Source organism: Phenylobacterium sp. (genome assembly GCF_004799515.1).
Lineage (GTDB): Bacteria > Pseudomonadota > Alphaproteobacteria > Caulobacterales > Caulobacteraceae > Phenylobacterium.
Genome location: NZ_SSMX01000027.1, coordinates 108,043 through 125,791 on the forward strand (window position 1 = coordinate 108,043; position 17,749 = coordinate 125,791).

The 17,749-nt window shown below is 71.4% G+C and carries 24 protein-coding genes; 12 read left to right on the forward strand and 12 right to left on the reverse strand.

The genetic code is table 11. The features are described from left to right. Positions 1-72: 72 nt before the first annotated feature. Positions 73-1,191 (reverse strand): AGE family epimerase/isomerase, encoded by a 1,119-nt coding sequence (locus E8A49_RS12410; protein WP_293381361.1) that lies wholly within the window; start codon positions 1,189-1,191, stop codon positions 73-75. A gap of 60 nt (positions 1,192-1,251) precedes the next feature. Continuing rightward, positions 1,252-1,503, reverse strand: a complete 252-nt coding sequence (locus E8A49_RS12415; protein ID WP_293381364.1) for a hypothetical protein — start codon at positions 1,501-1,503, stop codon at positions 1,252-1,254. 298 nt (positions 1,504-1,801) lie between these two features. Here E8A49_RS12415 and E8A49_RS12420 point away from each other — a divergent pair, with 298 nt between their 5' ends. Further along, a complete protein-coding gene (locus tag E8A49_RS12420; RefSeq protein ID WP_293381367.1) occupies positions 1,802-2,227 on the forward strand; it encodes a helix-turn-helix transcriptional regulator in 426 nt (141 codons plus the stop codon). A gap of 32 nt (positions 2,228-2,259) precedes the next feature. Next, positions 2,260-2,709: a VOC family protein gene (locus E8A49_RS12425; protein ID WP_293381370.1), complete on the forward strand. Its 450-nt coding sequence runs from the start codon at positions 2,260-2,262 to the stop codon at positions 2,707-2,709. Positions 2,710-2,779: 70 nt separating this feature from the next. Here the strand turns inward: E8A49_RS12425 and E8A49_RS12430 are convergent, their stop codons facing one another. The 5 genes from E8A49_RS12430 to E8A49_RS12450 all read right to left on the reverse strand — a co-directional run bounded on the left by E8A49_RS12430 (position 2,780) and on the right by E8A49_RS12450 (position 6,000). After that, the gene (locus E8A49_RS12430; RefSeq protein ID WP_293381373.1) at positions 2,780-3,241 is read right to left on the reverse strand and encodes a DoxX family protein; all 462 of its coding nucleotides are present in this window, start codon (positions 3,239-3,241) and stop codon (positions 2,780-2,782) included. After that, complete coding sequence (locus E8A49_RS12435; protein ID WP_293381376.1) at positions 3,238-4,023, reverse strand: DNA-binding domain-containing protein; 786 nt, start codon at positions 4,021-4,023, stop codon at positions 3,238-3,240. The genes E8A49_RS12430 and E8A49_RS12435 overlap by 4 nt, the downstream gene beginning before the upstream one ends. Continuing rightward, a complete protein-coding gene (locus E8A49_RS12440) occupies positions 4,016-4,867 on the reverse strand; it encodes a DUF692 domain-containing protein (protein WP_293381379.1) in 852 nt (283 codons plus the stop codon). The genes E8A49_RS12435 and E8A49_RS12440 overlap by 8 nt, the downstream gene beginning before the upstream one ends. A 16-nt stretch (positions 4,868-4,883) precedes the next feature. Further along, the gene (locus E8A49_RS12445) at positions 4,884-5,138 is read right to left on the reverse strand and encodes a DUF2282 domain-containing protein (RefSeq protein ID WP_293381498.1); all 255 of its coding nucleotides are present in this window, start codon (positions 5,136-5,138) and stop codon (positions 4,884-4,886) included. Positions 5,139-5,331: 193 nt separating this feature from the next. Continuing rightward, on the reverse strand, positions 5,332-6,000 hold the full coding sequence (locus E8A49_RS12450) for a TlpA disulfide reductase family protein (RefSeq protein WP_293381382.1): 669 nt from the start codon (positions 5,998-6,000) through the stop codon (positions 5,332-5,334). Here E8A49_RS12450 and argH point away from each other — a divergent pair, their 5' ends adjacent. The 4 genes from argH (at position 6,001) to E8A49_RS12470 (ending at position 9,648) form a co-directional block, all read left to right on the forward strand. Further along, entirely contained in the window at positions 6,001-7,422 is a 1,422-nt protein-coding gene (gene argH / locus E8A49_RS12455) for an argininosuccinate lyase (RefSeq protein ID WP_293381385.1), read from the forward strand. It abuts the gene before it with no gap. Next, positions 7,419-7,718 carry a hypothetical protein gene (locus E8A49_RS12460; RefSeq protein WP_293381388.1) on the forward strand — a complete coding sequence of 100 codons (300 nt, stop codon included), beginning with the start codon at positions 7,419-7,421 and terminating at the stop codon, positions 7,716-7,718. Before argH ends, E8A49_RS12460 begins: the two co-directional genes overlap by 4 nt. Then, a complete protein-coding gene (lysA, locus tag E8A49_RS12465; protein WP_293381391.1) occupies positions 7,715-8,989 on the forward strand; it encodes a diaminopimelate decarboxylase in 1,275 nt (424 codons plus the stop codon). Before E8A49_RS12460 ends, lysA begins: the two co-directional genes overlap by 4 nt. Before the next feature lie 68 nt (positions 8,990-9,057). Next, complete coding sequence (locus tag E8A49_RS12470; RefSeq protein WP_293381394.1) at positions 9,058-9,648, forward strand: hypothetical protein; 591 nt, start codon at positions 9,058-9,060, stop codon at positions 9,646-9,648. A gap of 11 nt (positions 9,649-9,659) precedes the next feature. Here E8A49_RS12470 and E8A49_RS12475 read toward each other — a convergent pair whose 3' ends face one another. From E8A49_RS12475 to E8A49_RS12490, 4 genes are all read right to left on the reverse strand, one after another. Further along, positions 9,660-10,436: a hypothetical protein gene (locus E8A49_RS12475; protein ID WP_293381397.1), complete on the reverse strand. Its 777-nt coding sequence runs from the start codon at positions 10,434-10,436 to the stop codon at positions 9,660-9,662. An 89-nt stretch (positions 10,437-10,525) separates the two neighbouring features. Further along, on the reverse strand, positions 10,526-10,945 hold the full coding sequence (locus tag E8A49_RS12480; protein ID WP_293381400.1) for a hypothetical protein: 420 nt from the start codon (positions 10,943-10,945) through the stop codon (positions 10,526-10,528). An 80-nt stretch (positions 10,946-11,025) separates the two neighbouring features. Next, on the reverse strand, positions 11,026-11,568 hold the full coding sequence (locus E8A49_RS12485; RefSeq protein WP_293381403.1) for a phosphoribosyltransferase: 543 nt from the start codon (positions 11,566-11,568) through the stop codon (positions 11,026-11,028). Then, positions 11,565-12,413 carry a DUF3426 domain-containing protein gene (locus E8A49_RS12490; RefSeq protein WP_293381406.1) on the reverse strand — a complete coding sequence of 283 codons (849 nt, stop codon included), beginning with the start codon at positions 12,411-12,413 and terminating at the stop codon, positions 11,565-11,567. The genes E8A49_RS12485 and E8A49_RS12490 overlap by 4 nt, the downstream gene beginning before the upstream one ends. 58 nt (positions 12,414-12,471) lie before the next feature. On the opposite strand from E8A49_RS12490, the gene E8A49_RS12495 reads away from it, so the two are divergent. From E8A49_RS12495 to E8A49_RS12510, 4 genes are read left to right on the forward strand one after another with little or no spacing between them, the layout of a single operon-like run. After that, the gene (locus E8A49_RS12495) at positions 12,472-13,221 is read left to right on the forward strand and encodes an ATP-binding cassette domain-containing protein (RefSeq protein ID WP_293381409.1); all 750 of its coding nucleotides are present in this window, start codon (positions 12,472-12,474) and stop codon (positions 13,219-13,221) included. Then, positions 13,218-14,111: an ABC transporter permease gene (locus E8A49_RS12500; protein WP_293381412.1), complete on the forward strand. Its 894-nt coding sequence runs from the start codon at positions 13,218-13,220 to the stop codon at positions 14,109-14,111. The genes E8A49_RS12495 and E8A49_RS12500 overlap by 4 nt, the downstream gene beginning before the upstream one ends. A 10-nt stretch (positions 14,112-14,121) precedes the next feature. After that, complete coding sequence (locus E8A49_RS12505; protein WP_293381415.1) at positions 14,122-14,748, forward strand: YdcF family protein; 627 nt, start codon at positions 14,122-14,124, stop codon at positions 14,746-14,748. Positions 14,749-14,750: 2 nt separating this feature from the next. Beyond that, positions 14,751-15,455: a 1-acyl-sn-glycerol-3-phosphate acyltransferase gene (locus E8A49_RS12510; RefSeq protein WP_293381418.1), complete on the forward strand. Its 705-nt coding sequence runs from the start codon at positions 14,751-14,753 to the stop codon at positions 15,453-15,455. A 31-nt stretch (positions 15,456-15,486) separates the two neighbouring features. Here the strand turns inward: E8A49_RS12510 and E8A49_RS12515 are convergent, their stop codons facing one another. Next, positions 15,487-16,023: a gamma-glutamylcyclotransferase gene (locus E8A49_RS12515; protein ID WP_293381421.1), complete on the reverse strand. Its 537-nt coding sequence runs from the start codon at positions 16,021-16,023 to the stop codon at positions 15,487-15,489. A gap of 26 nt (positions 16,024-16,049) precedes the next feature. On the opposite strand from E8A49_RS12515, the gene E8A49_RS12520 reads away from it, so the two are divergent. Together E8A49_RS12520 and E8A49_RS12525 are read left to right on the forward strand one after the other, a co-directional pair. Next, entirely contained in the window at positions 16,050-17,093 is a 1,044-nt protein-coding gene (locus tag E8A49_RS12520; RefSeq protein WP_293381424.1) for a DUF2125 domain-containing protein, read from the forward strand. 11 nt (positions 17,094-17,104) lie between these two features. Beyond that, complete coding sequence (locus tag E8A49_RS12525) at positions 17,105-17,728, forward strand: class I SAM-dependent methyltransferase (RefSeq protein ID WP_293381427.1); 624 nt, start codon at positions 17,105-17,107, stop codon at positions 17,726-17,728. Positions 17,729-17,749 lie beyond the last annotated feature (21 nt).

Sequence of the window (17,749 nt, forward strand, 5' to 3'; positions counted from 1 at the left end):
GCTCCTGGCGCGCCTATAGCCTGCCCCCGTTCCGCTGAACCGCTCAAGCGGCGGGCGGTTGCACCGGCCGGCTCAGGCCGCGGCTTCCGCCCGCGACGTCAGCTCCAGGATCGCGACAATCAGATGATAGAAGGAGGTCGCCGGCGCCGGCTCCTCCACGAAGGTCCCGTCGGGCTTCAGCTTGTCGCGCCAGGCGCCGCGGGCGGGCGTGTCGAGGTATTGCGCCAGGCCCTCCGCCGCGCGCAGGCCCTGCTGGGCGTCGCCCAGCGCCATCGCCGCCTTCAGATGTTCGGTCTGCGGCCACAGGCGCGCGCTGCCGTCGCGGACGGAGAAGTCCTCCCAGAGCGCGTTCACGGCCACGCCGCGCTGGGGATCCACGCCCTTCAGCCCGTTCTCGAACAGCCGCCGGGCCGCGGCCAGCGCGTCGCCGCGGCCGCGCGCGCGGCCCCAGCGGTCCAGCAGCCAGGCCCATTCGAACTGATGGCCCGGCTCGACCAGGCCGCCTTCGCCCTTCAGCGCCCGCCATTCGCCGTCGAAGAACTCTCGCAGGAGACCCGTCTCGGGATCGATGAAGCGGGTCAGCGCCAGTGTCGCGATATCGTCGGAGAAGGTCCGCCAGGAAGCGTCGCCGACCGCCTCCCAGGCCATGGCGCTCTCGAACAGATGCATGTGGCAGTTGGCCTGGAAGGGATGCGGGCCGTTCTCCTTGAAGCCGCCGCCGGGCGTGCGCCGCGGCTGCAGGGCCGCCAGCACCTGCTTGGCGCCGCGCTCCAGGCCGCCGGCCGCCGGGTCCAACGCCATCAGCGCCGCCATGGCCAGGAGCACGAAAGCCTGCTCGTAGTTGTCCGCCTCGCCGTCCAGCACCGTCCCGTCGGCGGCGCAGCGGTTGCGGAAGAGGCCGTCGGGCCGCCGGTAAGCCGCCACGAAGCGCGCCCAGCCCTTGCGCGCCGTCGCCAGCCACGCCTCGCCATAGCCCGCGCCCGCGGCGCTGGCGAAGACGAACACCTGGCGGGCCTGGGCGCGGGCGCGGCGCGGCGCCTCGATCGGCTGGCCCTCGACACTGAGCTGCTCCTGGAAAAGCCCGCCCACGGGATCGACGCCGGCGTCGGCCCACAGCGGCAGGGCGGCCTCGCCCAGCCAGGATTCGAACCAGGCGGCGGCGGCGGAAAGAGTGTCGAACCTCGGAGGCATCCGGCCTTATGGCGGATTCTTGCGGCCTAAGTCAGGCGTTGCTTTGGCTACGGTGAGGCTTCAGGCGTCGTGGCCGCGCGCGGCGTGGGCCACGTGGAACGACCCGGAATGCGACAGCACGATCCAGTCGCCGCAGCGCGCCACCACGGGGCCCTCTGGCGTGCGCACCTGCACCGCCGCGCCTTCGATCACCGCGCAGGCCTCCTCGCCGAGCCAACTCCAGAGCGTGCGCCAGCCCCGGGCGTCGCTGGGCGGCGGCACGCGCAGGGCCGCGCCGTGGTCGAAGGGCGGATGGAGGCGGATCGGTCGCATGAAGCTCTAAGGAACCCTTGGGCTGGCGGCGTCTAATCAGGCTCCTGAGTCGCGTCTGTTTCGGTCACCAAGTGCTTAACCGCGGCCGGGTCCCGCAAAGGCCCGACAGCCGCCCGCCGGGACTCGCCGCCGAGCCCCCAAGGCCGCCGCCGCTCATGGCTAAGGTTGCAATTTGTCGCACCCGACGGTCGCAGACGGTCTTTTCATCGAGAAAATTCATGCCTTAACCTATATTAAGGGCGTTGAACGGGGTCCGGGGGGACATCGGCCCGTGCAGAACTTCGCCGGGGAGAAGGAATTGACGGAACTGTCAACGAAGGCGCCGGACCCGATGGATGTGGCTTTGGGCGCCGCCGTCAGGATCCGCCGCCGGACGCTGGGCATCTCGCAGGAGGCGCTGGCCGAACAATGCGGGGTCAGTTTCCAGCAGATCCAGAAATACGAGAACGGCGCGAACCGGATTTCCTTCTCGCGCCTGGTGCAGATCGCCCGCGCCCTGCAGTGCCGGGTGGTCGACCTGATGGACGTGCTGGACGGCCCGGACCGCGAAGCCACTGGCGACCTCGACCTCCTGACCCGCATGCGCACGCCGGGCGCCCTGGAGCTGCTGGCGGCCTATGAGCAGATGGGCCCCGAGGCCCGCACGTCGCTGGTCGGCCTGCTGCGCGCCGTCACCAGCCAAGGCGCCGATAGCCTGCCGGCCAAGAGCCGCCAGATCGCCTAGGCCTGCAAAAAAACGCGAGGAGCTAGGCCGTGATGAGTCTGCGTCTGGGTCTCGTTGCGGCGCTGGCGCTGGCGGCCTTCCCTCTTCAGGCGGCGGCCGCCGACGCGCCGGCCGGACGCGTGACGGGGATCGGCGGGGTCTTTGTGAAGAGCAAGGACCCGAAGGCGCTCGCGGCCTGGTACCGCGACATGCTCGGGATCAAGGTGGAGCCCTGGGGCGGCGCGGTGTTGCGCTACGACACTCCTGAGCGCCCGCCGAGCGCGGCCTGGACGGCGCTGTCCGGCGCCAGCGGGTATACGGCGCCCTCCGAGCGCGAATTCATGGTGGATTTCACCGTCGATGACCTCGACTCCCTTGTCGCCCGTCTGACCGCCAAGGGCGTGAAGATCCTCAAGCGCGAGGACGATCCGAACGGCAAGTTCGCCTGGATCCTCGATCCTGACGGCACCAAGCTTGAGCTCTGGCAGCCGAAGGCGCCTTGAGGTGGAGACGGGGGCCGGATCCGGACCTCGTCGACGACCGACAAGGTTCGACGCCCTCAGGCGGCCGATCTCAGGGAATCTTCAGCAATCGGTCCAGCGAGAACCGGCCGCCACCGCGGGCGATCAGGTAGATGAGCAGCCCCGCCCAACTCAAATGAGTGGGCCAGGCGTCCGGATAGACGAAGATCTCGATGACCGAGGTCATGATCAGGAAGGCCGACGCCGAGATGCGGGTCAGGAGCCCGAACACAAGCAGGATCGAGAACAGGTGTTCGGAATAGGTCGCCATGTGGGCCGCGATGTCCGGCGGCACGAGCGGCAATCGGTATTCGTCGGCGAACAGGGCATAGGTGCTTGCCTTGATGTGCAGCACGCCATCGACCTTGGTGCGGCCGGAGCTGAAGAAGACTCCGGCGACGCCCAGCCGGATCACCAGCGCGATGAACCACTCCGGGACGCGATTGAGCTGCCCAAGGACCGCCAGGGGGCGGCCGCCCGAAGGCGTCGATGGGGTGGCCACCATGCGGTTCATTCTGGACTCCCCTGGTCGCTGGCGGACACAAGCGCGCTGAACGCGCCCACCTGGATGCACAGGGCGACCAGGGCTTCGAGGTCGGCCTGGGGTTCGGCGTCCAGCGCGCGCTCGGCGGCCCGCAGCAGGGTCTCCCCCGCTTCGCAGGCGCGCAGGAACCCGTAGCCGCCCGGCCCCAGGCGATGGAGCTCGACGTCGCCGCCGACGCGGACGACCAGAGCATATTCCGGCTGCGCCTGGAGCTCGAAGCCGCGGAAGTCGCCCTCCCGCCGTTGCGCCAGCCAAAGGCTCGCGATGGTCTGGTCGAAGGCGGCGAGTCCGGCGGAGGGGTTCAGCCGTGCGGTCGTCGCGCCGAGCTCGTCGGGCGAGAGCCGGGTGACGGCCGACGCCGTGATCGCCTCGGCGTCCGCGGCGAAATAGGCGCGGTTCCACAACCGGTCCAGCAGGGCGACGCCGCCGAGGTAGGGCGTGTCCCGGGCCGGCGGAAACGCGGCCAGCCATTCCGGGAAATCGGCGCCGTAGTCCAGCATCGAGGGACGGGTCGGAGGCCGTTCCCGGACATAGTCGGCCGCGGCCGCCCGGAGCCAGTCCTCCCCGACCACGCGCGCCACCGTTCCGTAGGCGGCGGCGAGCACGTCGATCGCGCCCTTGAGGATGGTGTTACGATAGACGGACAGGCCATCGCCGCCCGCGGCCGGGAGCCACGGGCCGAGGGACTCGGGGCGGCCGGCGAGCGCCGAGCAGAAGGCGCCGTGGAAGTCCGGCGTGGATGCTTCAGGCATGGACCGTTTGCCCCTTCGGCGATCGGACGTCTGCCATCAGCCTGTCCGCGCGGTCGCGTTCGGACATGAGGTCGGCGAAGCCCGGAATGTCGTCGTCCCGTTCGATCAGCGTGGGACGCGGCCCGATGCGCCGCAAAAGGCGCTCGTACAGCGCCCAGACCGCTGGCGCGACCGGCCGGCCATGGGTGTCGATGAGCAGGGACGATCCGCCGTCGTCCGGGGCGTGACCCGCGAGATGGACCTCGCCGACCAGGGCCCCCGGGACGGAGTCGATGTAACTTTCGGCGCTGAAGCCAAGGTTGTTCGCGCTCACGTAGACGTTGTTGACGTCAAGCAGGAGGCCACAGCCGGTGCGCCGGGTCAGTTCGCGGAGGAAGTCCACCTCGCCGAAGTCGTGGCCCTCCAGTGGCAGGTAGAGTGCTGGGTTCTCGATCAGCACCTGCCGTCCGAGGGCGTCCTGCATCCGGCCAACGTTCGCGGCGATGCGGTCCAGGGCGGCGCGGGTGCGCGGGAAGGGAAGCAGGTCGGGCCGATAGACCCCGCCACGCTGTGACCAGGCCAGATGCTCGGAGACGAGGAAGGGCTGGAAGCGATCCGCGAGGCGGCCCAACGCCGCCAGGTGGCTCGGATCGGGATCTTCATCCGAGGCGAGCGACAGTCCGACGCCGTGCAGGGATATCGGGCGCCGTTCGCGGATGGCTTCGAGCCACGCGAGTCTTGGGCCGCCCGCGCACATGTAGTTCTCGGGATGCGCCTCGACCCACAGGCCGGCCGCTTCCGAGGCCAGCGCCTCGGGATAGTGCTGAGGCTTGAGGCCCAGCCCTGCGGTCGCCTGTGGGTTCATCACGAGGAGAAAGCGGTCAGGCGCTTTTCGGCGTCAGGGAGCCCATGCCGTCGGGCGTCTTGATCGAGGCGCAGGTTCCCTTCTTCACCAACGACCAGGCGCTGCCTTGGTAGTCGGTCTTGGAGGTGCCGGCGCAGGTGGTGCCGGGACCCGCCTTGCAGTCGTTCTCATGCGCCTTGGCGACGCCGTAGCACTTCTCCATGCCCTTCATCTGGGCGGCCGTGACCGGCTTCTTCATCATGTCGTCGGCGGCTTGGGCGGCGCCGGCCATGGCGAAGGCCGAGATGAGGGATGCGGCGATAAGCGACTTCGTGGACACAGCGAGCCTCCTGGGTGGGAAGACGCGTCCAGCCTCAGGACCGGACGCGGACAGAACGGTTCTGTCCCACGGGGTTCGCGGCGGCGTCGGCGCTGGTTACAGGCCCGGCTTGTTGCGTTGAAATCGCGGGCCCGGCCCGCGGCGGTCAGCTCTCCGCCAGCACCTTGTCGATCACCGCCTTGGCGCCGGCGCCCGACCAGTCGGCCTCGCCGGAGATGCGGCCGTGCTCCAGGCCGTCCTTGCCGAGGATCAGGGTCGTGGGCATGCCGCTAGCCGGCGGCTTCAGCGCCCAGGGCAGCTTGGCCTCCGGGTCGTTGTAGAGCTTGAGCGGCGCGTTCTGGGCGATGAAGGCCTTGGCCTGCTCCAGCGCGTCGGGCTTGTCGATGGAGACGGCCACCACCTCGACCGGCTTGCCGGCATAGGCCTCGGCCAGCTTGGCCAGGGTCGGCATCTCCAGCTTGCAAGGCGCGCACCAGGTCGCCCAGACGTTCATCACCACCACCTTGCCCTTGAACGAGGCTGGGGTCAGCTTCTTGCCGTTTGCGTCAAAGAACACGTAGGCGGGCGGGGCGACGCCGTCGCCGGAATGCTCCAGCTTCTTGGCCACGTCGTGGGTCTCGCCGGCCTCCGGCGCCGCGCCGGAGGAGGGCCCGGAGACGGCCACCGCGGTCTTGTTCACACCCTGGCTTTCGGGCGGCTTGGTCGCGGACTGGGCAATGATGTAGACAACCGCCGCGACGCCTATGGCGGCGGCGCCCCAGAGGGCCCATTTCAGGGCTCCGCCCCTGGGTTTGGCCGCGGACTCTTCGCTCATATGACCAGCTCTTCCTCTGATGCGCCCAAGACGCCTGCTCCGGAAGGACAGGCCATGTGGGGCGGGCGTTTCTCGGACAAGCCGGCCGAGCTGATGCAGGCGATCAACGTCTCCATCGGCTTCGACCGCCGGCTTGCGGCCCAGGACCTGGCGGGGTCGAAGGCGCACGCGGCGATGTTGCAAAAGACCGGGGTCATTACAAGCGACGACGCCCGCGCGATCCTGGACGGCCTGGAGACCATCGGCGCCGAGCTGGCCGCCGGGACCTTCCCGTTCCGCGAGGAATTCGAGGACATCCACATGAACGTGGAGGCCCGGCTGCGCGAGCTGATCGGGCCGGCGGCGGGGCGGCTGCACACCGCGCGCTCGCGCAACGACCAGGTGGCGCTCGATTTCCGCATGTGGGTGCGCGAGGCCTGTGCGCGCACGGGCGAACAGGTCCGCGCCCTGCAGCGCGCTCTGCTGGCCAAGGCCGAGGCGAACGCGGCCACGATCATGCCGGGCTTCACCCACCTGCAGCCGGCCCAGCCGGTGACCTTCGGCCACCACCTGATGGCCTATGTGGAGATGTTCGGCCGAGACGCCTCGCGCTTCGCCGACGCCGGCGCGCGGATGAACGAGAGCCCGCTGGGCGCCGCGGCCCTGGCCGGCTCGTCCTTTCCCATCGACCGGCATATGACCGCCGAGGCCCTGGGTTTCGCGCGGCCCACGGCTAATTCCCTGGACAGCGTCGCCGACCGCGACTTCGCGCTCGAGAGCCTGGCGGCGGCGGCGATCTGCGCCATCCACCTGTCGCGCCTGGCCGAGGAGATCGTGATCTGGATGACGCCGCAGTTCGGCTTCATCCGCCTGACCGACGCCTTCACCACCGGCTCGTCGATCATGCCGCAGAAGAAGAACCCCGACGCCGCCGAGCTGATCCGCGCCAAGGCCGGCCGCCTGCTGGGGTCCTTCACCCAGCTGGCCGTGGTCATGAAGGGCCTGCCGCTGACCTATTCGAAGGACATGCAGGAGGACAAGGTCCCGGTCTTCGAGGCCTTCGACGCCCTGGAGCTCAGCCTGCGGGCGATGGCCGGCATGATCGCGGACATGCAACCCATCGTCGAGAATATGGCAAAAGCCGCCGGCGCAGGCTTCTCCACCGCCACCGACCTGGCCGACTGGCTGGTGCGCGAGCTCGGCCTGCCGTTCCGCGAGGCGCACCATATCACCGGGGCGGCGGTGAAGCGCGCCGAACAGCTGGGCGTCGATCTGCCCGGCCTGCCGCTCGGCGACCTGCAGGCCCTGGAGCCTCGCATCGGCGCCGGCGTTTACGATGTGCTGACGCCGCAAGCTTCCGTCGCCAGCCGGACGAGCTATGGCGGGACCGCACCCGATCAGGTCCGCGCCCAGATTCAGCGCTGGAAGGAACGTCTCCCATGAACCTCCGCAATCTCCTCAAGGTCGGCGCCGCCGGCCTCATCCTGGCCGTCCCGCTCGGGGCCTGCGGCAAGCTGGGCCGGCTGCAGACGCCCGGCCCGCTGACCGGCTCCGGCCAGGCCGCCGCGTCGCATGACGCCAAGGATCCGTTGCCGACGCTGACCACGGTCGATCCGCGCGACCGCAGCGACACCGATCCGGCGCCGCCGCGCGCCAACCCGATCCCCGGCTCCGGCCAGGATCCCTTCGCCGCCGGACCGCCCGGCTCTCTGCCCGACCCCTACACCAACCCGCGATGAACCATTTCGAGCTTTCGGGGGGCGAGCTCGCTTGCGAAGACGTACCGCTTTCGGCCATCGCCGAGGCGGTCGGCACGCCAGTCTACGTCTATTCCTCCGCCACCCTGGTGCGGCACTTCACTGTGCTCCGGGACGCCCTGATGGCGGCGGGCCTCCAGGATTCGCTGATCGCCTTCGCCGTGAAGGCCAATCCGAACGTCGCGGTGCTGCGCACCCTGGCGGAGGCCGGGGCCGGCGCCGACGTGGTCTCCGAGGGCGAGATCCGCCGCGCGCTGGCTGCCGGCGTGCCAGCCTCCCGCATCGTCTTCTCCGGCGTCGGCAAGACCCGTGGCGAGATCGAGTTCGCGCTCACAGCCGGCGTCGCCGAGATCAACCTGGAGTCCGAGCCGGAGCTCAGGTTGGTCAATGAGGTCGCCCACGCCCTGGGCAAGCGCGCCGCCGTGGCGATCCGCGTCAACCCCGACGTCGAGGCCGGCGGCCACGCCAAGATCTCCACCGGCAAGGCGGAGAACAAGTTTGGCGTCTCCCTGGCCGAGGCCGAGCGGCTCTACGCCAACGCCGCCAACCTGCCGGGCGTGCGGCCCGTGGGCGTCGCCTGCCACATCGGCAGCCAGATCACCGACCTCGCGCCCCTCGAAGCCGCCTTCGGCAAGATGCGCGCCCTGGTGGAACGACTGCGCGCCGAGGGCTTGAGCGTAGAGCGCCTCGACCTCGGCGGCGGCCTGGGCGCGCCCTACTTCAACACGCCGACGCCGCCGGAGCCCTCCGCCTACGCCGCCATGATCGCCCGGGTGATGACGGGGCTGGGCGGCCTGCAGTTCGCTTTTGAGCCCGGCCGGATGATCGCCGCCAACGCCGGCGTCTTGGTGGCCCGCGTGCAGCACGTCCACGCCCGGCCCGAGGGCCGCAGGTTCCTGGTGCTGGACGCGGCGATGAACGACCTGCTGCGCCCGGCCATGTACGACGCCTACCACGACATCCGCCCGGTGAAGCCGCGGGCCGGCGAGCCCATCGCCTACGACGTGGTGGGCCCGATCTGTGAGACCGGCGACACCTTCACCCGCGACCGGCTGCTGCCGCCGCTGCAGGCCGGCGACCTGGTGGCCTTCATGACCGCCGGGGCCTACGGCGCGGCGATGTCCAGCGAGTACAACTCCCGCCTTCTGGTCCCCGAGGTTCTGGTCAAGGGCGGCCGCTACGCCGTGGTGCGGCCCCGGCCCAGCTACGACGACATGCTGGCCCGCGAGCAGGCCGCCCCCTGGCAGGCGTGAGCGCCGCGCCCTATCGGCCGTCACGAACCTAGGTCATGATTTCCGCCGGAATCTAGGGGGGCGATCGGATGACGAGCGGGGCTTCGAAGACCATCGGGCGGCTGACGCTCCTCGCAAGCCTGGCGGCGGCCGCGGCGGCCCAGGCGCAGACGCCGCCGGGGGCTCCGGCCGCCAAGCCGCCGGTCATCGCCCGCGCTGAGGCGTGCCTGCGCCAGAAGGTCGACCGGGTGGTGGCCGACGAGCCCGACATCGCCGCCGCCGCCAACTTCCTGGTCAGCTACGCCTGCGCCGACGAGGTGGCCGGCGCGACCCGCTTCCTGCGCAACACCGCCTACGTCGAGCTGTTCTCGGCCGCCTTCAAGGCCGGCGCGGCCGCGGCGGCGGCGGCGAAACCGCCAGCTCAGAGCCAGGGCCAGACCACAGGCGGCGCAAACCCCGCGGCGGCGGCGGCGATGGCCGGCGCCTTGATGTCCCAGCTCAAGGTCGACCCGGAAACCGGCGACGTCACCGCCGGGCCTCAAGCCACCCAGATCAACGCCGCCCTGGGCCAGTTCAGCAACATCATGGGCCAGTTCCTGCCCGACAATGTGCCGGTCCCCCTGCGCAAGCTGGCCGGCGACCTGGTGCTGGAGGCCCGCGAGCGCCATCGCGCCAAATAGCTGAGGGCCGCTCAGCGCCCGATCAGGTGCATCGAGATCGGGGCCCATGCCGGGTTGAGCCACAGCCACGTCGCGGTGAGCTGCACCGCCAGGATGAACGGCGCGCCGATCATATAGGCGGGATGCAGCCGGCCGCGCGTCATCAGGTCATAGGCGCCGAACCCCAGGATCAGCAGGTCCGGGCCGGCGTAGAGGCTCAGGAACTCCGCCATATAGGCCTTGCCCAGGGCGGCCTCGACCGCCTCGCCCCACCAGCGGGCGAACCCCGCGTCGGTGATCCCCATCGTCGCCAGCAGCATCAGGCGCCGATGCGTCGCCGGGGCCGCGCGGAACAGCAGGCCGGCGACGATCAGCGGCGCGAAGACCACGATGTCGGCGAACTGGATCGCCACGAAGGTCGGCGGCCTGTGCTTGGCGACGTACTTGGCGCTGTCCACGACAATCGCCGTGGCCGGGCCCAGCACCGCCATGACGGCGGCCAGCCCGGCGCCGAGCAGGCCCAGCCGGCGATGCAGGGCGGGGTGACCCGTCCGGATCGCGGCGACCTGCACGGTGAAGAACACCATCCACCCCACGAAAGCGGCGGCGTGGAAGTGCACGATCAGCGGATAGGGGGCCTCATGCGTCCGGAAGTGGGTGGCCAGATCCGAGCCGAAGCCGGCCACGATGCCCAGCCACATCAACAGCGTCATCACCAGGATGAAGCCGCGGTCCCATTTGTGGAATGGCGCGAACCGCCGGCCGCCCCCGCTCAGCCGGCGCCCGCCGTCCGCCGCTATCGCCGTCATCGCCCCCGCGCTCCCCGCCGTCCCGTCCGGACAGCGAAGCTAGGCGCGTCCCCGCGCCCGCGGCAGTGAACATTTTTGACCGGGCGGCCCTAGAGGTCCGCGCAACTCGACATATTGACCGGCGGGTGGTCCTTGCGGGTCCAGCCGGCGCCCGCCTTGTCGAACTCGGCGGTGCGCGAGCCGGCCTGTTGCTGCTTCAGCTTGGGGTCCCAGCCGTTGAAGGTGATGGCGCTGACCACCCGGGCGCTGACGCCTTTGGCCTGGTCGTCGGCGGTGAGCGCCCGCTCCGCCTTGCAGGCGACCTCGAAGTTTTGGCACTTCTGGTCGGCGGCGGTGGCCTTGCACAGGGGATCGCTGGCCAGGATCTCCTGACGCCAGTTGAGGATCTCGCCGTCGAGGCCGGCGAACTTGCCGCCGCCCTGGCCGGCGGCGGACGAGCCGGCCTTGTCGCAGGCGCTCAGGGCCAGGCCGCTCAGGAATATCAGGGCCAGCGCGGCCGCACGGGTCATCAAGATCGGGACTCCAATTGCGAAGGATTGGAAGAGGAACGCCGGTGGGTACCGCCCGGATGCGGCGGACCCGTGACGCTCTAGTCGAGCGCGCCGATATAGGGCAGCCCGCGATAGGCCCCCGCGGCGTCCATGCCGTATCCGACCAAAAATCGGGCAGGCGCTTCCCAGGCGACGAAATCCGGGGCGATGGCGCGCTCGCCAAGCCCCCCGCCGGCGGGAAGCGGCTTACGGGCGAAGACGCAGGTCAGGACCCGCGCCGCGCCGGCGTCCCGCACCAGGCGCGCGGCCTCCGACAGCGACAGGCCCGTGTCGAAGACGTCATCCACCACCAGCGCCGTGCGCCCGACCAAAGGCCGTTGCAGGTCGGCGCGCACCTCGCAGCGGCCCAGGCTGGCCCGCCCGTCCCCGTAGGAGGCCAACCACAGGGCGTCGAAGCCCACGTCGCGCCCCAGCCGGGAGAGCGCGCGCGTCAGGTCGGCGCAGAACCACAGGGCGCCGGTCAAGAGGCAGACGGCGGTGGTCTGGCCGTCGAGGTGCGGGGCCAGGGTCTGCGCCAGGGCCTCGACCCGGGCGGCCACCTCGGCTTCCGGCAGCAGGACGGTCGGCTGAGGTTCGCTCATAGGGGGGCCGGCAGGGCGTCGGGGCTGCCGGGCGGCAGCGGCTTGGCCTCCACCGGCGCGGGTCCGCTCGCCGCCGGCGCGGGCGCCGCGACGGGCAGGGCCGCGGTCGCTCCCTTGCCGCCTCCCCCCTTTTCGAATCCGGGCCCGCCGAAGGCGAAGCTCACCTCCAGGTCATGCGCCTGGGCCGGCGGATCGACGATGGAGATGGCGAAATGGCGCACCGCGTGGGCCGGCACCGCCGCGTCGAGCGGCCGGGCCACCTTGGCGGCGACCGTCTTGCCCGCGCGGTCCAGCAGGCTGACGCGCAGGGGCGGCGCTTCGGTGGCGACGTCGCGGACGTTGCGCAGCTGTCCGGTCACCGACAGCGCCGGCCGCCCGCCCTGGAAGTCGGTCTCGGCCTTGACCTGCTCGATCACCAGGCTGGCCGCCGGCACACCCAGGCCCGCATAGGCCGCGCGGCTGGCCGGCATCAGGCGCACGACTTGATCGCGGAACAGAATGGCCGCGGCGATCACCACGGCGACCACGGCGGCGCTGGCCACCCAGATCCACACCTTGCCGCCGCCTGGGCGCTTGGCCGAAGCGGCGGGACGGCGGCGCTCGATCACCGGCGGCGCGAAGGTTTCGGGGCCCTCCACCACCAGTTCGTCGACCACGGGAGGCGGCGGCGGCGCGGGCCGGGGCGGCGGAGCCGGCGTGGGCCGGGGCGCGGGCGCAACCGCGCCCTCCGGCAGCGCTGTCCAGCGCGCGCCGCAGTTCGAGCACTTCACGGTCCGCCCCTTCGGCGAGATCCGCGAGTCGTCCACGAAATAGCTGGTGGCGCACTCTGGACAGGTCAGTATCATGACGGTCGAATCGGACGCTCCAGAAGCCTCCCATCCGAGGTCGCCGATTTCGGTCCCCATGTCCAGAAACCCCGTGGCCGCCGCGGCCAGCCGAGCCGCCGAAGAGGTCGTCCGTTTCGACGACGTCTCCATGCGCTACGGCCGCGGCCCCGATGTGCTGAGCGACCTCAACTTCGGCCTGGCGCCGGGGTCGTTCCACTTCGTCACCGGCGCTTCCGGCGCGGGCAAGAGCTCGCTGCTCAAGCTGATCTACCTGGCCGCCGAGCCGTCGAAGGGCCGCCTGCACCTGTTCGGCCAGGACGTGGCCGCCGCCCCCGCCGCCGCCAAGCCGCAGCTGCGCCGCCGCATCGGGGTGGTGTTCCAGGACCAGGTGCTGCTGGACCACCTGTCGGTGTTCGACAACGCCGCGCTTCCCTTGCGCATCGCGGGCCGCAAGCCCGCTGAATACCGCACCGACGTGGCGGAGCTCTTGTCCTGGGTGGGGCTGAGCGCGCGGATGGACGCCATGCCCGCCACCCTGGCCGGCGGCGAGCGCCAGCGCCTGGCCATCGCGCGCGCCGTGGTCAATCGCCCCGACATCCTCCTGGCCGACGAGCCCACCGGCAACGTCGACCATGAGATGGCCGTGCGCATCTTCCGCCTGTTCGTGGAGCTCAACAAACTGGGCGCGACCGTGCTGATCGCCACCCACGACCAGGATTTGATCGCCCGTTCTGGCCGCCCGGTGCTGCATCTGGAAGGCGGCCGCATCGCGCGGCGGCCCGCCCCCGGGTCGGCACAGGGCGCGCCGGCCCAGGGGCTGATATGAGCGAGGCCTTCGACCCGCAGCGCTGGCGCCCAGCGCCCTTCCTGCCGGAGGCGGAGGCCCGCGACGGGGCGCTGATCTTCGTCGTCGCGGTGCTTTGCTTCCTGGCCTGCCTCACCGCCATGGGGGTGATCGCCGCCGACCGCGCCGCCGCGGGCTGGACTGGCCAGCTCACCGGCGAGGCCACGGTGATCGTGCGGCCGAAGGGCGGCGAGACCCCCGACGCCGCCGCCGCCCGCGCCGCCGAAGCCCTGGCCGGGACCGCCGGGGTCACCGAAGCCCGCGCGCTGGAGCCCGCCAAGGCCTATGACCTGATCCGCCCGTGGCTGGGCGACGTCAGCGACATCGAGGACCTGCCGGTGCCCCGGCTGGTGGCCGTGACCCTGGACGGGCGCCATCCGGCCGACGCGGCCAAGCTGCGAACGGCCCTGCAGTCGCAGAACGTCGACGCCACCGTCGACGACCACTCGGTGTGGATCAAGGACATCCGCCGCGCCGGCGGGGTGGTGAAGGTGCTGGGGACCTCGGTCTTCCTGCTGATCGCCGCCGCCGCCGCCGCGGTCGTGGCCTTCGCCACCCGCGCGGGCCTGGCCGCCCGCCGCGACGTGGTCGAGGTGCTGCACTTGGCGGGCGCCGAGGACGGGGCGATCGCCCGGCTCTTCCAGGCCCGCTTCGCCCGGATCGCGGCCCAGGCCGGGCTGATCGGCGCGGGCGCGGCGGCGATGGTCGGCGCGGCCCTGCGCATCGCCGGCGGCGGCGGCGGCCTGACGCCGGCCCTGCCGCTGGCCTGGAGCGATCTCCTGGCCGTCATCCCCTGCCCGCTGCTGGCCGCCGCGGTCGCCGCCGTCGCCGCCCAGGTCACCGCCACCCGGCTGATCCGGGCGATGCCGTGAGAAAACCCTCGTGAGAACCCTGGCGGCCCTGCTGGTCCTGGGTCTGATCTGGACCGCCGGTCTCTTCGCCTTCGTCGACCGCATCCAGCGCTCGACCGAGGACCAGCCGATGCCGGCAGTCGCCGACGGCATCGTCACGCTCACGGGCGCCAACTCCAACGAACGCATCGCCGCAGCGGTCGAGCTGCTCACCGTGCGCAAGGGCCACCGGGTCTTGGTGAGCGGGGTCAATCGCGAGGTCACCCGCGACCAGCTGCGCAACGCCACCGGGGCGGTCCGGCGCATCTACGACTGCTGCGTGGACCTGGGCTTCAACGCCGTCGACACCGTCGGCAATGCGCGCGAGACCGCCGACTGGGCGCGGGCCATGCGCTACCAGAGCCTGACCATCGTCACCTCCGACTACCACATGCCCCGCGCCATGCTGGAGCTGCGCGCGGTGATGCGCCCGCCGGCCTTCGCCCTGCAGGCCTATCCGGTTCCCACCGCAAGCCTGCAGACCCGCCGCTGGTGGCGCTCGCCCGGCGCCGTGCGCTTGCTGACGGTGGAGTATTGCAAGTATCTGGCGATCCTCGGCCGCGAGGCGGTGCTGGGCCTGGGCCCACGCGCCACGCCCGCGGCGCCGCAAAAGGGCTGAGCGTGCTCGCCATCCGATCCCTGCTCTACGTCGTGCTCTTCTACCTGTGGACCGCCATGGTCGCGGTGGGCTGCACGCCGATCCTGTTCGGCCCCTCGCGCTGGACGCTGGGCATGTTCCACCTGTGGGGCCGCGGCGTGGTGGGCCTGCTGGCCGTCTGCGGCATCCGCGTCGAGGTCCGCGGCCGCGAGCACATCCCGACCGGCCCGGCCCTGGTGGCGCCCAAGCACCTTTGCATGCTGGACGTCTTCGCCCAGTTCACCTGGCTGCCCGGTTCGGTCTTCGTGATGAAGAAGGAGCTCTCCTACATCCCCTGGTTCGGCTGGTACGCCGCCAAGGTCGGCACGATCGACATCGACCGCGGCAAGGGCGCGAGCGCGCTGAAGCAGATGGTGCGCGAGGCCAAGACCCTGTTCGCCAAGGGCCGCCAGGTGGTGATCTTCCCGGAAGGCCACCGCGGCACGCCCGGCGTCGCCGGCGACTACAAGCCGGGCGTGGCCGCCCTCTACCGCGAGCTCGACGTGCCGGTGATCCCGGTCGCCACCAACTCCGGCGTCCACTGGCCGGCCCACGGCTTCCTCCGCCGCCCCGGCCTGATCGTCTTCGAATACCTGGAGCCGATCCCGCCCGGCCTGAAACGCGCCGAGTTCATGCGCATCCTGGAAGAGCGCATCGAGACGGCGTCGAACAAGCTGCTGGCGCTGTAGATCTCGCCGGGACGGTCGGAGTTGGGAGCGGTCAGCCCCCGACCTCCAGCGCCTCCGCCACCTCCAGCAGCCGCGCCATCCCGCGATCCCGCACGCCCTCCTGCGACAGATGCCCGACGAGCTCTCGCAGGTAGTCGATATTCCGCCCGGAGAGCCCCGTGGCGCCGGCGATCAGCTCGGCCTGGCGCTCCAGGCTGAGCGCGCCGGCCCATTGCGGATGGGTGACATCCGACAGGAAGACCAGGGCCTCGACCCGCCGGCCGTCGTCCAGGCGCACCCATCGCCGCGCCTCCACATAGGTCTCGGTCGGCTGCTCGCGCTCGATCAGATAGGCGTAGACCTCCGCCCAGTCGTTCGGCGCGATCCGGTAGGCCGCCCCGCGCACCGAGCCGCCAGGCGCCAGGCCCAGCACCAGGCCCGGCCGCTCATAGGTGCCACGATGATGGACGGAGTAGATGCAGAAGGCCCGTCGGCGGCCGGCCAGGGTCGCGGGGCGCCGCTCCACGAAGGAAAACCCCGGCCGCCACATCAGCGAGCCGTAGCCGAAGACCCAAAGCTCGTCCGACATCGGTCCCCGCGGCTATAAGGCGTCCCATGTCTGTGCCCGATCCTTCCCCCGCCCGCAAACCCCGCCGGCTCGGCCTCTACCTGCCCTTCGCGGCCCTGCTCATTTTCATCGCGGGGTGGAGCGGCGTCTGGGTCTGGGCGCGCGGCGAGGCCGCCAAACGCCTGGACGCGGCCCAGGCCGCCTGGGGCCAGGCCGGCTACCAGCTCGCCTGGAAGGACCGCGAGATCGGCGGCTATCCGTTCCGCCTCGACGTCACCCTCACCGAGGTCAGTCTGCGCGGGCTCTCCGGCTGGGGGCTGGAGGCGCCCCGGATCGAGGGCGAGGCCTATATGCACGCGCCGACCTACTGGCTGATCGCCGCGCCGGCGGGCCTGAGCTTCGTGCGGCCCGAGGGCGGTCCCGTCTCGGTGGGCGGCAAGCTGATCCGCGCCAGCCTCAGCCACTTCCAGAACCATCCGCCCAACCTGTCCTTCGAGGGGGTGAAGCTCACCTTCGCGCCCGCGCCCGGCGCCCAGCCCTTCGCGCTCGCCTCCGCCGACCGGGTGGAGTTCCACCTGCGCGCCGGCCCCGACGACGAGGGCGGCGTCTTCGCGCGGCTGGACGGCGGCAAGGCGCGGCTCTCAGGCCTCTTCGCCCGGGTGGCCGGCGACAAGCCGATCGCCTTCACCTGGAACTCGACGCTGTCGAAGGTCAGCGCCTTCTCCGGCGCGACCTGGGCCGACGCCGTGCGTCATTGGTCCGACGCCGGGGGGCGGATGACCGTGCGCGACGCCGGGCTGATCGCCGGCGACGCCCTGGTGAACGTCAAGTCCGGGACGCTGGGCGCGGCGGCGGACGGACGGCTGACCGGCGTCCTCGAGGTCACCCTGCGCCAGGCGCCGCGCGGCCTCGACGCGCTGAGCGCCGAGCACGTCATAGAGCCCGACGCCGCCCAGTCCGCCGCCGCCGTGGCCGAGGCCCGCCAGGGAACGGGCGACACGGCGGAAGCGAGCCTGAACTTCCAGGCCGGCCGCACCACCTTCGGCCCGGTGGCCCTGGGACCCGCGCCCAAGGCGTACGATCCGCGCTGACGGGAGACGCCATGGCCTCGCTCTACGACCGTTTCGTCCTGCCCAAGCTCCTCGGCTGCGCCTGCGGCTCGCGGCCGATCATGCGCCAGCGGGCCAAGGTCGTGCCGCGGGCTGAGGGCCGGGTGCTGGAGCTGGGGATCGGCATGGGCCTGAACCTCGCCTTCTACGACCCGGAGAAGGTCAGCGCAGTGATCGGCGTCGACCCAGCCGCGGAGCTGCGCGCCGCCGCCCTGGCCGCGCCACGCGATCCGCGCCTGTCGGTGAACGTGGAGGACGGCGACGCCGAGGCCCTGCCCTTCGCGGCGGCCAGCTTCGACAGCGTGGTCTGCACCTTCACCCTCTGCTCGGTCTGCACGCCGGCCAAGGCCTTGGCCGAAGCGCGCCGGGTGCTCAAACCCTCCGGCCGCCTGCTGTTCTGCGAGCACGGCCTGGCGCCCGATCCCGGCGTGGCGAAATGGCAGCGGCGCATCGAGCCTTTCTGGAAACGGATCGCCGGCGGCTGCCACCTCACCCGCCCCATCGGCGGCGCCATCGCGGCGGCGGGCTTCCGGATCGAGGACAGCGACCGGATGTACGTGCCCAAGACGCCGAAGATCGCCGCCTGGAACGAGTGGGGCTCGGCCAGGATCGCTTAGCGGGGTCGCCTAGCTGGGTGG

Excerpts from the sequence above, each read along its gene's own strand:
- E8A49_RS12410 (WP_293381361.1), bottom strand. The coding sequence starts at position 1,191 with ATGCCTCCGAGGTTCGACACTCTTTCCGCCGCCGCCGCCTGGTTCGAA.
- E8A49_RS12415 (WP_293381364.1), bottom strand. The coding sequence starts at position 1,503 with ATGCGACCGATCCGCCTCCATCCGCCCTTCGACCACGGCGCGGCCCTG.
- E8A49_RS12425 (WP_293381370.1), top strand. The coding sequence starts at position 2,260 with ATGAGTCTGCGTCTGGGTCTCGTTGCGGCGCTGGCGCTGGCGGCCTTC.
- E8A49_RS12430 (WP_293381373.1), bottom strand. The coding sequence starts at position 3,241 with ATGAACCGCATGGTGGCCACCCCATCGACGCCTTCGGGCGGCCGCCCC.
- E8A49_RS12435 (WP_293381376.1), bottom strand. The coding sequence starts at position 4,023 with ATGCCTGAAGCATCCACGCCGGACTTCCACGGCGCCTTCTGCTCGGCG.
- E8A49_RS12440 (WP_293381379.1), bottom strand. The coding sequence starts at position 4,867 with ATGAACCCACAGGCGACCGCAGGGCTGGGCCTCAAGCCTCAGCACTAT.
- E8A49_RS12445 (WP_293381498.1), bottom strand. The coding sequence starts at position 5,138 with ATGGCCGGCGCCGCCCAAGCCGCCGACGACATGATGAAGAAGCCGGTC.
- E8A49_RS12450 (WP_293381382.1), bottom strand. The coding sequence starts at position 6,000 with ATGAGCGAAGAGTCCGCGGCCAAACCCAGGGGCGGAGCCCTGAAATGG.
- argH (WP_293381385.1), top strand. The coding sequence starts at position 6,001 with ATGACCAGCTCTTCCTCTGATGCGCCCAAGACGCCTGCTCCGGAAGGA.
- E8A49_RS12460 (WP_293381388.1), top strand. The coding sequence starts at position 7,419 with ATGAACCTCCGCAATCTCCTCAAGGTCGGCGCCGCCGGCCTCATCCTG.
- lysA (WP_293381391.1), top strand. The coding sequence starts at position 7,715 with ATGAACCATTTCGAGCTTTCGGGGGGCGAGCTCGCTTGCGAAGACGTA.
- E8A49_RS12470 (WP_293381394.1), top strand. The coding sequence starts at position 9,058 with ATGACGAGCGGGGCTTCGAAGACCATCGGGCGGCTGACGCTCCTCGCA.
- E8A49_RS12475 (WP_293381397.1), bottom strand. The coding sequence starts at position 10,436 with ATGACGGCGATAGCGGCGGACGGCGGGCGCCGGCTGAGCGGGGGCGGC.
- E8A49_RS12480 (WP_293381400.1), bottom strand. The coding sequence starts at position 10,945 with ATGACCCGTGCGGCCGCGCTGGCCCTGATATTCCTGAGCGGCCTGGCC.
- E8A49_RS12485 (WP_293381403.1), bottom strand. The coding sequence starts at position 11,568 with ATGAGCGAACCTCAGCCGACCGTCCTGCTGCCGGAAGCCGAGGTGGCC.
- E8A49_RS12490 (WP_293381406.1), bottom strand. The coding sequence starts at position 12,413 with ATGATACTGACCTGTCCAGAGTGCGCCACCAGCTATTTCGTGGACGAC.
- E8A49_RS12495 (WP_293381409.1), top strand. The coding sequence starts at position 12,472 with ATGTCCAGAAACCCCGTGGCCGCCGCGGCCAGCCGAGCCGCCGAAGAG.
- E8A49_RS12500 (WP_293381412.1), top strand. The coding sequence starts at position 13,218 with ATGAGCGAGGCCTTCGACCCGCAGCGCTGGCGCCCAGCGCCCTTCCTG.
- E8A49_RS12515 (WP_293381421.1), bottom strand. The coding sequence starts at position 16,023 with ATGTCGGACGAGCTTTGGGTCTTCGGCTACGGCTCGCTGATGTGGCGG.
- E8A49_RS12520 (WP_293381424.1), top strand. The coding sequence starts at position 16,050 with ATGTCTGTGCCCGATCCTTCCCCCGCCCGCAAACCCCGCCGGCTCGGC.
- E8A49_RS12525 (WP_293381427.1), top strand. The coding sequence starts at position 17,105 with ATGGCCTCGCTCTACGACCGTTTCGTCCTGCCCAAGCTCCTCGGCTGC.